Consider the following 17,681-nt stretch of genomic DNA (forward strand, 5'->3'; position numbering starts at 1 on the left):
ATTGAACGATAAGTTTATTTAAATTGCCACTTGATGCTCGGTAAATGAGTGAATAACTCTAAATTGATTATTAGCTTGTTTCTGCTGAATCAATTGCTCCACTAACTCACGTATTTTAGGTTCTGCATCGATAAACTTATTCATGTTAGCGCCACCCATTCTTGCATCATAGATAGCTTCACCATCTAATCTGCCTTGATAAAATACCTTTATTTCGGCATAAACCATATATAGCGCTAAATCCCACGCCCAATTTGCTGTATAAGTTGCCGTCCACTCGCAACCATTTTGGGCATCTAGCTCTTGAATCAGTCGGTATTTAATTTGTTTTTGCTGTAAAACTTTTTCAAATTCTTTTAAGAAGCCTTCACGAACATCTTTATTTTCGACAATACACACTTCTGTAGCACTGGTCACTTCAATGGGATCAATCTTTTGCTTAATCGAACATGCCGATAAACTTAAAAAAGATAACGCAATAATGAAGCTAGATCTTAATTTAACACGCATTTTCTTCCTTGATTAAATATGGTTAGGGTGACAACCCAAAAATTAAATCATACAAAAGACTTACACTCAACATATTAATAACATAATAATTTAATGACAGAAATCCAATAATTTGCTTAAGTGCATTATTGTTATCTGGGGCAATAAACTCGACGGTTTTTTATCTCTGTTTTGTTGGCAAGGGTTAAGCCAGACAGTCTGACAGCCAACCATTTTTGCCCCCACAATGTCAGAGTTGGGATGATCGCCTATATGCAATAACTCTGACGGTAAAATAGCTAACTGCTTACAAGCCAATGTAAACATGTCACTGTGAGGTTTCATTTTGACGCCATAACCTGGATGTAAAACAAATTCCAATACCTGACTCAATCCAATGCGACTGGCATCGACATTACCATTAGTGATCCCCACTAAAGTAAAACGGGTTTTCAATGTTTGCAGAATAGCGATGACATCTTCGGCAACTTTAAAATCACTGCGGTAATGCTGAAAACAGGCTAATCCCGCTTGCGCACCTTGGGTTGCTTGTGTTTCATTATAGCCAAGCTGAAGTAATCCCTCTCTGAGCATGGTATAGCGAGCCGCCGAAGTATCATGTTTAAGCTCAGGATGAAGGGCTTGTTGTGCGAGTTTGCACTGAAGCCAATCCTCTGTTGTCCATTGGGCAGAAGCTGGATAATCGCGATGTAATAACGCAAATGACTGCTTTACTGCATTGGCAATAATTGGCTGGTTATCATATAAAGTGTCGTCTAAATCAAAGCTTATGGCCTTGAACGGTTTAAGGCGATGGTATTGAATAATGCCAGATTGAGGATACGCAGTTATTGGAGATGAGGCGTTTGAAGTTGTTGCAGGCTGGTGCTTTAGGCCGTGATGTTCCATCATGAACTCCCTTTCGTTTTCTTGGCTCGAGGATGAGCGCCATCATAGACTTTGGCTAAGTGCTGAAAATCGAGACTGGTATAAATTTGGGTAGTAGAAAGATTAGCATGCCCCAATAACTCCTGCACCGCCCTTAAGTCTGCACTAGATTCGAGCATATGAGTTGCAAATGAATGACGCAGTTTATGCGGATGCACTTTTACTGATAATGCTTGTTCTTGCCCCCATTTATTCATCCGAGCTTGAATGCTGCGGTGGGATAAACGTTTCCCCTGATGACTGACAAATAAAGCATCGCCAGCATCTTGAGTTGGCATATCACCTCGGCGTGTCAGCCACAACCTTAATGCTTCCATGGCCACCTTTCCTACCGGCACAATACGTTGCTTACTGCCTTTCCCCATCACTTTTACTTCAGCATTATTTAACTGAATATCATCGCAATTCAAACCTGCGAGTTCAGCTAAACGCAGGCCGCTTGAATAGAACAATTCCATGATGGCTTTATCACGAATAGCGAGTGGATCATCACCATTGATATCAAGTAAATGACTAACAGCATCTACATCCATATTTTTAGGTAAGGGTTTATTCTGTTTGGGGGCACTCAAGGTTTTAGCGGGATTAATCTCGAGTCGTTTCTCAGTTAATAGAAACTCAAAAAACTGCTTTTGCGCTGACAAATGCAATGAAATTGATCTTGGGCTTAAGCCCTGACGATGTAACTTAGCCAACACTTTTTGCAATTGCTCGCGACTGGCATCTTGTAATAAAACCTCATCACCCAATATCGATTGAGCCCGCGTTAATTCATACAGGTAATTGCGAATAGTGTAAGCAGACAACTGACGTTCGGACGTCAGATATTGACAATACTTTGCTTGCCAATCTATGTGTGGCATCGTCTTCACTCCGGTTGTTATTAAGCGAAGCACCAATCGTTAATCGAAAAATGCTCCGAAATTCAGCCACAAAGACACGGTTAAAAAGTGGGTAATAAGTGATCCAATAAGCGACGCAATTGGCTGAACAGTAATGAATCCATATCGGGATAAAAATGAGCAGGGTCGCCGCTGGCAATAGCAAATATCACTTGACCATTTTCATTTGATAATCGTGTTAATGCCACTGAACCAACTTCACTGCCAAATAATCGTTTTGATTCTGATTGAGTTAAGCGTCCAAAATAGTAATTATTATGGATCCTGTGACGCCATATATTAGCCAGTTCACTGTCAATATCGTGTACAGTAATTAATCGCACATGGGTGAAGCCAAATTCATTTTGTAACCCTTCTGACAGGGTTTGTCTCAGCCCCCCTAAATCTTCACACGCGAGCAGCTTAAACGACAATTCAGTGTTGAATAAAAAAATGCGCTCATTTTGTTTAGCCACATTCATTAAGCTGGTAATTTCTTCTTCTAGTTGAGTCACTTTTTGACGCAATAGTTCTTGCCTGCGCTCAACTAAAGATACCGCGCCACGTTCATGGTGGCTTAATCTTAACGCAATAAGCAATTCAGGATGACGATTGAAAAAGTCAGGATTATCCAACAAATATTCACGAATTAAGTGTTCATCGAGTAATTGATGATTAAAGTTTGCCATCATTTCAGCACTTAAATCCTGGCCAATTGCATCAATATCTAATGCTGGTTCTGATGGCATATCTTGATTTGATGCCACATCAGCGGCTGAAATTAAGTCACTCATAAAAAATTAATCTACCTTAATATTACAACTGAATTTGACCATCATATACATGTTCGGCCGGGCCTGTCATCCATAATGATTTACCTTCACCTTCCCAATTAATGGTTAGTGAACCACCGGGTAAATCCACCCTCACCTGGTTATCTAATTTATCTTGCAACATACCAACTGCGACTGCAGCACATGCACCTGTACCGCAAGCTAACGTTTCGGCTGCACCACGCTCATATACACGTAACTTGATATGGCTAGAGCTAATCACCTGCATAAACCCAACATTAACCCCTTTAGGGAAACGCTCGTGGTTAGTTAACATCGCGCCAATTTCCGCCACGGCCGCCTGCTCTACATCTTCCACTTCTAATACGCAATGTGGATTTCCCATAGAAACAGCACCACATAAAAAGGTTTGCATCGGGGTTTGCAGTAAATAAGTTTTTTCACTCTTTTTGGCTTTAAAAGGGATCTGACTTGGGTCGATGATCGGCACGCCCATGTTAACAGTCACATGACCATCGCGTTCAATTCGCAAAGTAATTTTGCCAGAGCTTGTGCTAACACGGATTTTATTCTTATTCGTTAAGCCTTTATTGCGAACAAAGCGAGCAAAGCAGCGCGCACCATTGCCGCACTGCTCCACTTCGCTGCCATCGGCATTAAAAATACGATAATGAAAATCTAAATCGGGATCATAAGGCGGCTCAACCAATAACAATTGATCAAAGCCGATCCCAAAATTCCGATCGGCTAATCGACGAATTTGCTCTGGCGAAAAAAATACATTTTGGGTGACGCCATCAACCACCATAAAGTCGTTGCCTAGCCCATGCATTTTAGTGAATTGAATCAAAGGTGTTTCCTTTTCTATTGACGCATTAAGGCAGTAAGTGTTCACCTTGCCAAAGTTGGGCAACCGTTTCGCGTTCACGTACTAATATATCTTGTTCACCATCAACCATCACCTCTGCCACACGTGGACGAGAGTTATAATTAGATGACATAACAAAGCCATAAGCACCACTTGAGCGGACAGCAAGTAAATCACCCGCTTTAACTGATAGTTGTCGATCTTTTCCTAAAAAGTCACCCGTTTCACATACAGGACCCACCACATCATAAGCTTGGGTTGGTGCATCAGTTTGATTAACAGGAATAATATTCTGCCATGCGCTGTAAAGCGATGGGCGAATTAAATCATTCATTGCCCCGTCGACAATAGCAAAACGCTTATCGCTATTTTCTTTAAGGAAAAGCACCTCAGTAACAAAAATCCCCGCATTGGCAGCAATCGCTCGCCCAGGCTCAAATATCAGTTTGATCGGACGTTGACCTAAGCGCTCAAGTAAGGCTGCTGCGTAGGCATCTGGGTGCGGAGGTGTTTCATTGTTATATGGCACACCTAGCCCCCCACCAACGTCAAAGTGCTCAATAACAATGCCGTGCTCTGCTAAACGATCAATCAAGGCTAACATGCGATCCATCGCATCTAAAAAGGGCTTAATTTCAGTGAGCTGTGAACCAATATGACAATCGACCCCTTTGACATGCAAATGAGGTAATGCGGCTGCACGGGCAAAGACCTGCTCCGCCTCATCCATAGCGATACCAAATTTGTTTTCTTTTAATCCGGTAGAAATATAAGGGTGGGTGCCAGCATCGACATCAGGGTTAACCCGCAAAGACACAGGAGCAATATAACCTAAGCGACCCGCTACCTCATTTAGCAATTCAAGCTCTGCACTGGATTCAACATTAAAACAGTAAATACCAACTTTAAGCGCTTGTTCCATTTCTGGTACGGTTTTACCTACACCTGAAAAAACGACTTTACTTGGATCGCCGCCGGCTTGTAGTACACGTGATAACTCACCGCCCGATACAATGTCAAAACCACTGCCTAAACGAGCTAAGGTATTCAATACCCCTAGGTTAGAGTTTGCTTTAACGGCATAACAGACTAAATGAGGATGATTAGCCACGGCCTTATCAAAAGCATGCCAATGACGCTCTAGAGTTGCACGGGAATATATATAAAGTGGTGTACCATGTTTTTTAGCTAACGCACTTACATCGCAACCTTCGGCAAATAACTTACTGTCTTGATAAGTAAAAAAATCCACTATGCGTTTCCTATTCTATTGCTGTTTTTCAGCGGTTGAGTCCAATTCTACTGGAGTTATTTTGGTGTCAGCAACTACGGGCACAACGGCAGTTTGGTTATCTTCCGGTGTAGGCGTTTTATATAACGACCCTTTCTGACCACAAGCAGTAAGCAATAGGCTAGCAAGCAAAAGTAATAAAAGCAGTCTCATTTTTCTCAACATCTGTGCATCTGATCAATTATGGCCTTATAATCGCATTCATAACGCAGAAAGCAAAGGATAGAAATGCATGGCTATGACAGATACTGAGTTTCACCAATTGGCTGATGAAATTTTCAGCGCAATTGATAGCGCCATTGAAACCGCTATTGATGAACAAGACGCGGATGTGGATATCGATTACAGCGGTAATGTAGTGCAGTTAAGTTTTGAAGATGGCTCGCAAATTGTTATCAATAAACAAGAGCCATTGCATGAGATTTGGCTGGCGACCAAAACAGGTGGATATCACTTTGCCTATCATGACGGTAAATGGTTAGACACTCGAAACAACATTGATTTTGTGCCTTTTGTACTTGAATCAATTGCCAAACAAGGCGGGATTGTGATCAGCATCTGATCACAGCATCCTTGTTTTTAAATAGGCTCAGTTAGAACGCTGAGCCCATTTCATCTTCTGTTACCCCAAAAGGCTCTACCAACAACACGCCATCCTTTCGCACTAAATGGAAAAATTGCGGCATATTAAAAAATGCTTGCTGGTGTTGATGGCTATTTTTTACAAAGTGCATGCTTTGTTGGCTAACTAACTGTGTGATCGTCATTTTATCTAACACGGTATGACTTAAATTATTATTCTCATCGACTAAGATGACTTCAAGCTTCTGTTTTAATTGACGTAAAAAGAACTGTTTTGCGCCATGTGAAATATACCGCTGAATAATAGTGGGGACGGTTGCAAAAGGCTCATTATTCAGTTCTGGCCTAGGTAGATGGGTCACTAAACGCGGATGATTATAATGAAACACTGCCTTTTGAGCGATTAATGGTTTGTAGACCATACCTAATGAATTGAAATGTAAGCCATACTTTTTATCGGCTAAATTGAGTTCAATTAATAATGTTTGGCTGTCAGTCACGCTTTGAATCGTTTGGTAACACAAATTAAGCAGCTGGGTGAGTTGATCGCTAATTTGCTTGGATAATTTAGCAGAGCATGAAACTACTGATATATGACTTTTATCATTAGCCCGCTTTAGTCCTAACACTAAAAATGAAATCGCATCGAGAAGTGCCATTTCACCTTCAAATCGATGACAATGCCACTCTCCCCAGCTATTTAAACTGATGATATCGATACTGGAGAGCATATTTTGTTTATCACGGCCTAAGGATAAAATGTCGCCATTCATGTAATCCACCATGATTTCCTGACCAGTCCATGCCACGGTTGGATCATCATCCATATTAGCAACCACAATAACTCGCTGATAAAACCAAGACTGACATAAGTGGCGTTTTGTAACCTCAAAACAATGGTTAACATGGGGTAATAAAGCATTGCCAAGGCGTGCTAACTTGGTTGAATACGCTTTGCTTCGTTCAATGCCAAACCAACGCGTTTTAGGGGTTACAAGATCATTCATCACCGCCCAAGCCACAACATCAACCATCGTTTTACCAACAAACAATGCTTGCTGACCTATTAACTGCTTGGCTGAAGTGATCTCACGGAACAATTGATATTGTGATTTTTTCTTCGAATACCACACGGATAATACAGGTTCATTAACACCTTGACTCCACAAAGGGTTTAATGTGGGTAAAATATGAGGGTCATCGTTAAAAAAACCATGCAGTTTACGTGCTAACAGCCCTAACTCCTCTACCCGCATACGATCACTTAATTCATGCTTTGAGGCAAACTGGAGTAAATTTTTATAGCTGGTCAGTAGCAGCTCATTTAACTGTTGGTTAAACCATTGTAATTGGCCAGAATGCCAAGTATTTGCATTATCTAAGGTGGTCAATAAACTGCTTGGCCAGCGCCAATCTAAGGTTAACTGGGCTAGCTTTTTCGCACGCCAATCATTTTGCACCAGCTGCGGATCTGATAAAGCAATACCGCATTTAAGATAAAAACACCGTCTAACAATTTCAAGCCGTCTGACTTCTCGTCTTGATAATAAATACGCTTCTATTCTTTGATACAAAATGAGATAAGCATCATTATCATCAGAAAAATTACCCGCTAGACAATATTGCCAAATAGTGTCAGTTATCATGTGTTTTTGAGGATAATCACTGGCGTAGACTTCTAGCAATAGTACTTTTAATAGCGCTTTATGCGGTTTATTTAATCCTTTATATAACTGCCACAAAGAGGCACCAAAATATTCGCTAGCTGGAATATTATCTAATGTCCCTAAAAACAGTAAATTATCGCCCTGAGCATCGGGCCACCAAGCCACAGACTTACCTGCCAACCTAATGTGAGTACGATAAAACTCTTCTAATAAAAGCCAATGTTGGGCTGAGCCACTGTGCTCTTCACCCAAAGGTTGGCAATTGTCATATAGATCACATTCTTGAAATTGGTTTGGATGAATAAGGTAAAAGTTGACTTCAAAATCAAATTGCGCAAACCAGGCGGTTAATCGAGCCGTTTTGCTGGTAATTAGCTTAAGATCGACGCTATTTAATGATCGGTGATGAACCAGCCAAATGTCCACATCGCTATTCAAGTTTTGCCCAAAACTCGACGAGCTGCCCATGGCATAAACGCCCTCAAATGCATAAGGCTGTGCAGATACCATAGGAAAGTATTCGATATCAGCGATTTGGCATGCGTGTTTTATGGTCGCATTGAATGAAAATTGACAGATGCCATAGGGAGTTGAAGCGTCACTATAACCGGGTAATTGATTATGATTAACCTGAAGAAAATAAGGAATGAGCAGAAAAAGTTGGTACTGAAATTCAGGTAGAGTGAGTTGAACACGTTGTAATCGCAACGTATTTAATTTTTCAGCGCACATAACCGCACTGCTATGTTCAACATGTTCATGCTGAATAACTGGCAAAGATTCCATCCTTAAATCACTCACATCCAACGATATTATAGCTATCCAATTCAGATTAGCTTCACCTGATAATTAGTGTGACCAATATCAAATAAAACAACTAACACGTGATAAGGTTAACACTAAATTAGATTTTCGCAATCTATCCAAAAGTCTTGTTGTAAAAACTAAATGATATCGACTGAGACTGAGCGCCTTTAAAACGTTTAAAATTCAAACACAGTAGCACCTAAAAATGTCAGATATACTATTAACATTATTGAAATTCATACAAAGGTGATGCTTATTTTTATTCCAAATCAACATGACGCGTTAATACCAATTGACTAAGCGCCCATTGAAAAATATTCGCAACATCAACATTATTGACCTTCATCATTAAACTTATTTGGCAAATTTGTGGCGAAATTAAGAAATCATGGTGCGACTTCAAACAATTTCAACACAGTTATGACAAATGCCTAAAGCCAATGTTAGCATTAGCGCAATTACTGTTAGTAGATGGATAAATATGGCTATGTCTGAAAACACTATTCGTATCGCAACGCGTAAAAGTCCACTGGCAATGTGGCAAGCTGAGTTTGTAAAAGCAGAATTAGAGCGCATTCACCCAGGGTTAATCGTTGAACTGCTTCCAATGAGCACCAAAGGTGATGTTATTTTAGACACCCCATTGGCTAAAGTGGGTGGCAAAGGCTTATTTGTTAAAGAACTTGAAGTTGCCATGTTGGAAGACCGTGCTGATATCGCAGTGCATTCAATGAAAGATGTGCCAGTAGATTTTCCTGAAGGACTAGGCTTACAAGTCATTTGTGAGCGTGAAGATCCCCGCGATGCATTTGTGTCAAATAGTTATAAAAGCATCAGCGAATTACCACAAGGTGCAGTAGTAGGAACATCAAGTCTTCGTCGCCAATGTCAAATTCGTGCGTCTCGCCCAGATCTTGTTATCAAAGATTTACGTGGCAACGTTGGTACCCGTTTAGCTAAGCTAGACAGCGGTGATTATGACGCCATTATTCTTGCCGCTGCGGGCCTAATTCGTCTTAAGTTAGAGCAACGTATTGCTAGCTTTATTTCTGCCGAAGAGTCATTACCTGCTAACGGCCAAGGTGCGGTAGGCATTGAATGTCGTACCAATGATGAGCGCGTTAAAAGTTTACTTGCTCCCCTTGAACATTTAGAAACGCGTTATCGCGTATTGGCTGAACGAGCTATGAACACGCGCCTAGAAGGCGGTTGTCAGGTACCTATCGGTGCATATGCTGAAATCATTGGCGACATATTAACCTTACGCGGTTTAGTGGGTAACCCAGATGGCAGTCAGGTGATAACCGGACAAGTTGCAGGTGATAAAACCCAAGCAATTGAACTAGGACAAGCTTTGGCTAACGATCTACTTAGTCGCGGTGCTAAAACCATCCTAGACGCCGTTTACGCTAAGTAACGATTTGACCATGAAAGTCTTGCTAACGCGGCCTGAAGGTCGTAATCAAGATATGATTGAGCAACTTGAAAAGCTTCAAGTTGCTCATTTGGTTACTCCGCTTTTAGCGGTTGAAGCCACTCAACAAGCAGTACCCAGACATTTTTTTGATGCAAATAACCTTATTTTCATCAGCACCAATGCCGTTAAATTTACAGCTGAAAAACTCCAGAATAAATTCCCTCCACAATGCCGATACTTTGCCGTAGGACAAGCCACTGCAGATGCGCTAAAACGTTTTAATTTAAGTGTTTTTACCGCGCCAGAAGAAAGCCAGGATAGCGAAGGATTATTATCTTTACCTGAACTGCAAGATGTGAATAAACAATCATTTATCATCTGCAGAGGATCTGGCGGCCGAGAAACGATTGCTGAAGCACTCCTACTACGAGGCGCCACAGTATGTTATTGGGATGTCTATCAACGCACCTCACCTCAATTCCATGAACAACCGATATATCAACAATGGACCGAATTTGGTATCGATACTATTGTGGTCACCAGCGGTGAGATATTAACCAATTTAATTACGGTAATTCCAAAAGAATTATTTGCATGGCTACATTCATGTCATATCATAGTGCCAAGTAATCGTGTGGAATTACAGGCAAATGCATTAGGATTACACCGAGTAACCAATGCAAATGGAGCAAATACTCAAGCTGTGCTTGCTGCTTTAGGTCTGTCTGCGTAATTTACACTTCATCACATGGTTGAATGATGGTGAGTTTTTCACGATCAAATTGTCGTATTTTGCTTTCAAGGACTGTTCATGGATAACAACAAACCCGAAACCACTGACGTTGACACTAACGAAACAGTGTTAAAACCTCAGGCAAAAGACGACTCATCTCAAGCGACTAAAACGGCCCCAACCTTAAAACGCGCCCCAGGGCCATCAAGCCGCCATCGTAAGTTAGGTAGCTCATGGTGGGTTAGATTAAGTATTCTTATCAGCTGGTTAGCTGCCGGCACTGCGATTGCAGGATGTTACTGGTTATATTTGCAACTCAATAACCAGCAAATTCAACAACAAAAATTAGTGACTGACCTCTCTGCTGTTGAAGTAGGTAATCAGCAACTTAAACAAGAATTAAAGCAATCACTATCAACACCAAATCAGCGTATTGCACTGTTAGAGCAGCAACAAAGTGATGATGCTAAAGCCTATCAGCAGCTAGTATCATTGCAAAAAGCACATAAACAACTTCAGGAACGAGTGGCTATTGTTGCCCAGCGCAGTCCTAATCACTGGATGGCCTCAGAAGCAGAATACCTTGTGCGCATGGCCAGTCGTAAAATTTGGCTTGAGCAAGATCCTCAAACCGCAGCAAGTTTATTACAAGCCGCAGATAACCGAATTGAAGCGATGAAAGATCCCGCTTTACATCAACTGCGTAAAGCCCTAGCCCATGATATTGCTGCGACTCAAGCGATTAAAACGACCGACATAGCAGGGTCAGTCTATGCTATTGATGCCGTAATAGATCAAATCGCTAACTTACCGTTAAATAGAATCAACACAGAGATATCAGCCGACCCTTTAACCGAGCCACTGACAGATTCAATTGACGATTGGCAGACCAATTTATCTAAATCATTTAAACAGTTTGTTGAAGGCTTTATCACTATTAGACAACGCACCACAGATTTAGAACCGCTATTGCCCATAGAGCAACAGTGGTATTTAGTTGAAAATGTGCGCCTTAAGTTATTACAAGCTCAATTTTCGCTGCATAACTATGATGAGCAAGGCTATAAAAGTGCCATCGATTATGCCCAGCGATGGGTAAAACAATATTTTGATATGAGTGACCGCAATACACTCAACGTTTTAGCCCAGCTTGAAAAATTATCAGGTCTAACGATAGAGTCGATTAACACTAAACAATTTCAGTCCACACCTTTATTACAAGAGTTAATCACTTATGGACAAATGATGCCTGAAGAGGAGCCAACGCTATGATCAAACTGTTAGCGTATGTGCTTATCATTGTCTTAGGCTTATGCCTAACGCCTTATCTTTTAGCCACTAAAGGCTATATCTATATTGCAATTTGGGATTATCAAATTGAAACCAGCTTAGCCTTTGGACTACTGGTACTTTTTGCTATTTTTGTTTCATTTGAAGTGATTAAAAAAGCTTTAGTTTTTGTATTAACCCTAGTGCTCAATAGTCGTTTTTTACCTGAACGTTGGCGGATAAAGAAAGCCAAAAAGCAAACCTTAATAGGTGCTTTAGCATTGGCGGAAGAAGATTGGCCTGCTGCGGAAAAAGCCATGGCTAAAGGTGCTGAAAATGGTGAATTACCTGCATTAAACTATTTTGCAGCGGCTCGTGCGGCGCAACACCAACATAAAATAGCAGAGCGAGATCGCTATCTCAGCCAGGCTCAAGCAGAACCTTTAGCAAAAGCTGCAGCCCTAACAACTCGCACCCGTTATTTACTTCAGCAAGGTGAGTTAACTCAAGCACGTGCTTTACTTGATGAACTTGAACCAACCAGTAAAAGTAAAAATCCAATTTTAAAAATTGCAGCAGATTTATATCTCGCCCAGCAAGATTGGCCAGCGCTAAAATCGCTATTACCCATCTTAGCCAAGCGCCATATTTACCCTGAAGAACAGTTGCAAAAAATCTCGGTGCAAACGAATGTACAGCTCGTTAATAAAGCCGCTGAACAGACGTCAAACGATTTAGATAAATGCTGGGGTTGGTTTAGCAAATCTGAAAAAAATCAAACTGACACTTTTATTGCTTACTTGTACGGTCTATGTAAATTACAACGTAAAGACGAAGCACTTAAATTGTTATCTAAACAGTTAAAATCCAATCCAAAGGCAGCTTTATTTGATGCGACCGCAGTAATCGCAACCGCCCATGATCAAGACATCAGAAAGTCATTAGCTAAGCTTGAACACACCCATGAAAATGTGGTGAATTACCAAGATTGTCTAGCAAAACTTGCTTTGCAAACACGGGAATTCAAACAAGCAAAAATGCATTTTAATAATGCCTGCCATATTGAGCCTACTCGCACTAGATGGTTAGCACTTGCACAAGTGCAAGAACAACTTGGTGACAATATGATGGCTTTACAAAGCTATCGAAACGCAGCACACCTCAACGATTAACCGCTATTAATAAATGAAAATCTGCAGTGACTAGTGCAGATTTTCATTTTAAACTTACCTGTTAAATTATGTTCTTTTATTCACCACAATCACAAACTCCAACATTGTTTTTTATCCATTCCTCCTTGATGTTTTTTACAAAATACAGTCTAAACTTACAGCATCAGTACTTACAAAAAAGATAACAAAAAAAATACTTAAAAATATATGAACTGAAGACCTTGATTTTAATGCTTTAGTATTAATTTTTGGCTCTTTTATAAAAATATTTCAGATAGTTATGATAATTGTGGCAATGTCAAAAAATTGACTATGTTAAATTTTTGAAATATAATTGTATGTTCTAATACAAGTATTGAAAGTGTGTCTAGAGAACCCTCTACGCACGCTCAATATAAGTTAATAATTTGTTAGGCATTTCTGGTTTTATTATAGCTGTTGGGAGCTAAAGATATGGGTACGTTAACAACTTCAAAAACGGGCACGTTGACTGAAACGCAAAGTAATATCAGTTTATCTGCAGACAATAAATTAACATCTGTTCAATTAGGACAAATAATTCCTTCTGAAAGTGTGTTAGTTTTTGATGATAATGCACGTTTTGTTATCACATTTGATGACGGTACTGTTTATTCAACAGACGGAGACACTCTCCCCCAATCAGCTTCAAGTGCAGAAATAGCTAACTTAGATGCGCTAGATGAAATTGAAGCTCTTCAAGCTTTAATCGCTTCCGGTGAAGATCCAACTGCCGAACTACCTGAAACCGCCGCTGGAACACCTACTGGCAATCAAGGTGATTCTGGCTTCGTATCTTTAGCGCGTACTGGTGATGAAACCATTGCTAATGCTGGATTTAATACTGCAGCCCAACCTGCAGCAGCTCCATTAGCACAAGACGATACCCCAATTACTCTTAATGACATTCCCTCTGTATTAGTGAATGACAGCCAAACTATCGCCGAAGATACAGTTGCTACTGGTAACGTATTAGATAATGACAGTGATATAGATTCAGACTTAGCCGTTGTCAGCTTTGAAGTAGAAGGCCAATCCTATGCCGCTGGCAGTGAAGTCACCTTAGAAAATGGCGTGCTGGTCATCAACGCTGATGGCTCATATACCTTTACCCCAAATGAAAACTGGAACGGTCAAGTCCCTGTTATCACTTACACCACCAATACTGGTTTAACTGCCACATTAACCATTGAAGTCACACCGGTTGATGATGCATCTGTTTTGGCAAATGACAGCCAAACTATCGCCGAAGATACAGTTGCTACTGGTAACGTATTAGATAATGACAGTGATGTAGATTCAGACTTAGCCGTTGTCAGCTTTGAAGTAGAAGGTCAATCCTATGCTGCTGGCACCGAAGTCACGTTAGAAAATGGCATGCTTGTTCTAAACGCGGATGGTTCATATACCTTTACCCCTAATGAAAACTGGAACGGTCAAGTCCCAGTGATCACTTACACCACTAATACGGGTGCTACTGCAACGTTAATCATTGAAATCACACCAGTTGATGATCCAACAGTGACTGAAAATGATTCAGGAGTGGCTGCTGAAGACACGCCAGTTACAGGTAATGTGTTAGATAACGACAGCGATCCCGATTCTGATTTATCTGTTGTTTCTTTTGAAATTAACGGCGAAACTTATCCTGTCGGCACTGAAGTTGTGCTTGAAGGCGGCGTATTAGTCATCAATGCTGATGGATCTTATACCTTCACCCCAAATGACAATTGGAATGGTCAAGTTCCAGTGATCACTTACACCACTAATACTGGTGCAACAGCAACGTTAACCATTGAAATCACCCCTGTTGATGATATATCAGTTTTGGTTAACGACACCAATACGGTGGCTGAAGATACAGCTGCAACCGGAAATGTCCTCGATAACGACGGCGATATTGATTCAGATTTAGCAGTGGTTTCTTTTGAAGTAAATGGTGAAACCTACCTAGCTGGCAGTGAAGTTGTTCTTGAAGGCGGCGTATTAGTTATTAATAAAGATGGCTCTTATACCTTCACGCCAAATGGTAATTGGAACGGCAGTGTTCCTATCATTACCTACACGACCAACACGGGTTCAACGGCCACATTAACCATTAGTGTCACCCCAGTTGCCGACGGTGGCCCGAGTGTCACCATCACAACTGATACTAACAATGATGGTTTAATCAGCAATACTGAGCTAGGAGAAGCGACTGAAGTCAGCGTCACTATTGGCTTAGATGGCACAGGTGCAAATGTTGGCGATACGCTGACTGTTAATGGTGTTGACTACACATTGACACAGGAAGATATCAACAATGGTTTTGTCAATCTCAACCTTCCTGCTCCCAGTGAAGGCGAAACGATTACAGTTGTAGCGACTATCACAGACAGTGCCGGTAACACATCTCCAGAAGGTAGTGATTCAGCACTACTTGATACGACTGCGCCAACAATTACTGTTGATGCACCTGATGATACCCAAAATACAACACCAACAATCACAGGTTCGACTGATGCACCGCCAGGTAGCACGATTACGATTACCGTTACCGATAGCACTGGTGCAGAGCAGACTCTGACAACCACAGTAAACCCTGATGGAACTTATTCTGTCGATGTCACCAACCCACTCGCTGAAGGCGGCTATACCGCTGTAGCAACAGTGACAGATCTTGCTGGTAATACAGGCACAGCAACAGATACAGGCATTGTGGATATCACGGCACCCAACATCACTGTTGATGCACCCGATAATACACAAGATACCACCCCTACTATTACTGGTTCGTCAGATGCAACACCAGGTAGCACAATTACGATTGTAGTCACAGATAGCACAGGTGCAGAACAGACATTAACAACGACTGTCAATGAAGATGGCACCTACGCAGTGGACGTCACAACCCCTCTGGCAGAAGGTGGTTATACTGCTGTAGCAACAGTGACAGATCCTGCTGGTAATACAGGTAAAGCCACTGATAATGGCAATGTAGATACCCAAATTGACCAAGACAATGATGGCAACACCGTGGCCATTACCAGCATTACTCAGGACACCGGCGCTTCAGGCAGCGACTTCATCACCAACGACAACACCCTGATTTTCAAAGGTACCGTCGATTTAGGTGACAACAGCACCTTAGCCGTCACCATCAACGGTGTGGTCTACACCACCGCCAATGGCTTAGTGATTGATGCCAGCGGCAACTGGAGCATCGACTTAACCGGCACCACCTTGGCCGATGGCACTTACCCTGTCAGCGCCACCGTCACTGACCTGGCTGGCAACAGCAAGACCGTCACCCAGGACGTGGTGATTGATACCAAGATTGACCAAGATGGCGACGGCAACACCGTGGCGATCACCAGCATTACCGATGACACTGGCGCCTCCGGCAGCGACTTCATCACCAATGACAACACCCTGATTTTCAAAGGTACCGTCGATTTGGATGACAACAGCACCTTAGCGGTTACCATCAACGGCGTGGTCTACACCACCGCCAATGGCTTAGTGATTGATACCGATGGCAACTGGAGTGTTGACCTGACTGGCACTGTGCTGCCTGACGGCACCTACCCTGTCACTGCCACCGTCACCGACGTGGCCGGCAACAGCAAAACCGTCACCCAAGATGTGGTGATTGATACCAAGATTGACCAAGATGGCGACGGCAACACCGTGGCGATCACCAGCATTACCGATGACACCGGCGCCTCCGGCAGCGACTTCATCACCAACGACAACACCTTAGTGTTCAACGGTACCGTCGATTTGGGTGACAACAGCACCTTGGCCGTCACCATCAATGGCGTGGTCTACACCACTGCCAACGGCTTGGTGATTGATGCCAGCGGTAACTGGAGCATCGACTTAACCGGCACCACCTTGGCCGATGGCACTTACCCTGTCAGCGCCACCGTCACTGACCTGGCCGGCAACAGCAAAACCGTCACCCAAGACGTGGTGATTGATACCAAGATTGACCAAGATGGCGACGGCAACACCGTGGCGATCACCAGCATTACCGATGACACCGGCGCCTCAGGCAGCGACTTCATCACCAACGACAACACCTTAGTCTTCAACGGTACCGTCGATTTAGGTGACAACAGCACCTTGGCCGTCACCATCAATGGCGTGGTCTACACCACCGCCAACGGCTTGGTGATTGATGCCAGCGGTAACTGGAGCATCGACTTAACCGGCACCACCTTGGCCGATGGCACTTACCCTGTCAGCGCCACGGTCACTGACTTGGCCGGCAACAGCAAAACCGTCACCCAGGACGTGGTGATTGATACCAAGATTGACCAAGATGGTGACGGCAACACCGTGGCGATCACCAGCATTACCGATGACACCGGCGCCTCGGGCAGCGACTTCATCACCAACGACAACACCTTAGTCTTCAACGGTACCGTCGATTTAGGTGACAACAGCACCTTGGCCGTCACCATCAATGGCGTGGTCTACACCACCGCCAACGGCTTGGTGATTGATGCCAGCGGTAACTGGAGCATCGACTTAACCAGCACCACATTGGCTGATGGCACTTACCCTGTCAGCGCCACGGTCACTGACGTGGCTGGCAACAGCAAGACCGTCACCCAAGACGTGGTGATTGATACTAAGATTGACCAAGACAATGATGGCAACACCGTGGCCATTACCAGCATTACTCAGGACACCGGCGCTTCAGGCAGCGACTTCATCACCAACGACAACACCCTGATTTTCAAAGGTACCGTCGATTT

General features: G+C 42.5%; 14 protein-coding genes. 6 read left to right on the plus strand and 8 right to left on the minus strand.

Annotation, left to right across the window (positions count from 1 at the left end):
• Positions 1-18: 18 nt before the first annotated feature.
• From ORI98_RS11480 to ORI98_RS11510, 7 genes are all read right to left on the minus strand, one after another.
• Positions 19-510, minus strand: a complete 492-nt coding sequence (locus ORI98_RS11480) for an Sbal_3080 family lipoprotein (RefSeq protein WP_261299423.1) — start codon at positions 508-510, stop codon at positions 19-21.
• Between the two features lie 90 nt (positions 511-600).
• A complete protein-coding gene (locus ORI98_RS11485) occupies positions 601-1,401 on the minus strand; it encodes an HAD-IA family hydrolase (RefSeq protein ID WP_306135304.1) in 801 nt (266 codons plus the stop codon).
• The gene (gene xerC / locus ORI98_RS11490; protein ID WP_261299425.1) at positions 1,398-2,300 is read right to left on the minus strand and encodes a tyrosine recombinase XerC; all 903 of its coding nucleotides are present in this window, start codon (positions 2,298-2,300) and stop codon (positions 1,398-1,400) included. Before xerC ends, ORI98_RS11485 begins: the two co-directional genes overlap by 4 nt.
• 80 nt (positions 2,301-2,380) lie before the next feature.
• Positions 2,381-3,010, minus strand: coding sequence for a DUF484 family protein (locus tag ORI98_RS11495; protein ID WP_306135313.1), 630 nt, complete (start codon positions 3,008-3,010; stop codon positions 2,381-2,383).
• Positions 3,011-3,134: 124 nt separating this feature from the next.
• Entirely contained in the window at positions 3,135-3,962 is an 828-nt protein-coding gene (gene dapF / locus ORI98_RS11500) for a diaminopimelate epimerase (protein WP_261299426.1), read from the minus strand.
• Positions 3,963-3,987: 25 nt separating this feature from the next.
• A complete protein-coding gene (gene lysA / locus ORI98_RS11505; RefSeq protein ID WP_306135305.1) occupies positions 3,988-5,232 on the minus strand; it encodes a diaminopimelate decarboxylase in 1,245 nt (414 codons plus the stop codon).
• 15 nt (positions 5,233-5,247) lie between these two features.
• Complete coding sequence (locus ORI98_RS11510; RefSeq protein ID WP_261299428.1) at positions 5,248-5,436, minus strand: lipoprotein; 189 nt, start codon at positions 5,434-5,436, stop codon at positions 5,248-5,250.
• A gap of 67 nt (positions 5,437-5,503) precedes the next feature.
• On the opposite strand from ORI98_RS11510, the gene cyaY reads away from it, so the two are divergent.
• Positions 5,504-5,833, plus strand: a complete 330-nt coding sequence (cyaY, locus tag ORI98_RS11515) for an iron donor protein CyaY (protein ID WP_261299429.1) — start codon at positions 5,504-5,506, stop codon at positions 5,831-5,833.
• A 31-nt stretch (positions 5,834-5,864) separates the two neighbouring features.
• Here cyaY and ORI98_RS11520 read toward each other — a convergent pair whose 3' ends face one another.
• A complete protein-coding gene (locus ORI98_RS11520) occupies positions 5,865-8,306 on the minus strand; it encodes a class I adenylate cyclase (protein ID WP_306135306.1) in 2,442 nt (813 codons plus the stop codon).
• Between the two features lie 508 nt (positions 8,307-8,814).
• Here ORI98_RS11520 and hemC point away from each other — a divergent pair.
• The 5 genes from hemC to ORI98_RS11545 all read left to right on the plus strand — a co-directional run.
• Complete coding sequence (gene hemC / locus ORI98_RS11525) at positions 8,815-9,744, plus strand: hydroxymethylbilane synthase (protein ID WP_306135307.1); 930 nt, start codon at positions 8,815-8,817, stop codon at positions 9,742-9,744.
• Positions 9,745-9,754: 10 nt separating this feature from the next.
• Entirely contained in the window at positions 9,755-10,477 is a 723-nt protein-coding gene (locus tag ORI98_RS11530) for a uroporphyrinogen-III synthase (RefSeq protein WP_188843646.1), read from the plus strand.
• Between the two features lie 78 nt (positions 10,478-10,555).
• Positions 10,556-11,749 carry a uroporphyrinogen-III C-methyltransferase gene (locus tag ORI98_RS11535; protein ID WP_306135308.1) on the plus strand — a complete coding sequence of 398 codons (1,194 nt, stop codon included), beginning with the start codon at positions 10,556-10,558 and terminating at the stop codon, positions 11,747-11,749.
• Positions 11,746-12,918 carry a heme biosynthesis HemY N-terminal domain-containing protein gene (locus ORI98_RS11540; RefSeq protein ID WP_306135309.1) on the plus strand — a complete coding sequence of 391 codons (1,173 nt, stop codon included), beginning with the start codon at positions 11,746-11,748 and terminating at the stop codon, positions 12,916-12,918. The genes ORI98_RS11535 and ORI98_RS11540 overlap by 4 nt, the downstream gene beginning before the upstream one ends.
• Before the next feature lie 453 nt (positions 12,919-13,371).
• Positions 13,372-17,681: retention module-containing protein (locus tag ORI98_RS11545; protein WP_306135310.1), on the plus strand; the 4,310-nt coding region annotated here is incomplete at its 3' end.

Origin of the sequence: Shewanella sp. ULN5 (assembly GCF_030731885.1) — a bacterium.
Lineage (GTDB): Bacteria > Pseudomonadota > Gammaproteobacteria > Enterobacterales > Shewanellaceae > Shewanella > Shewanella holmiensis.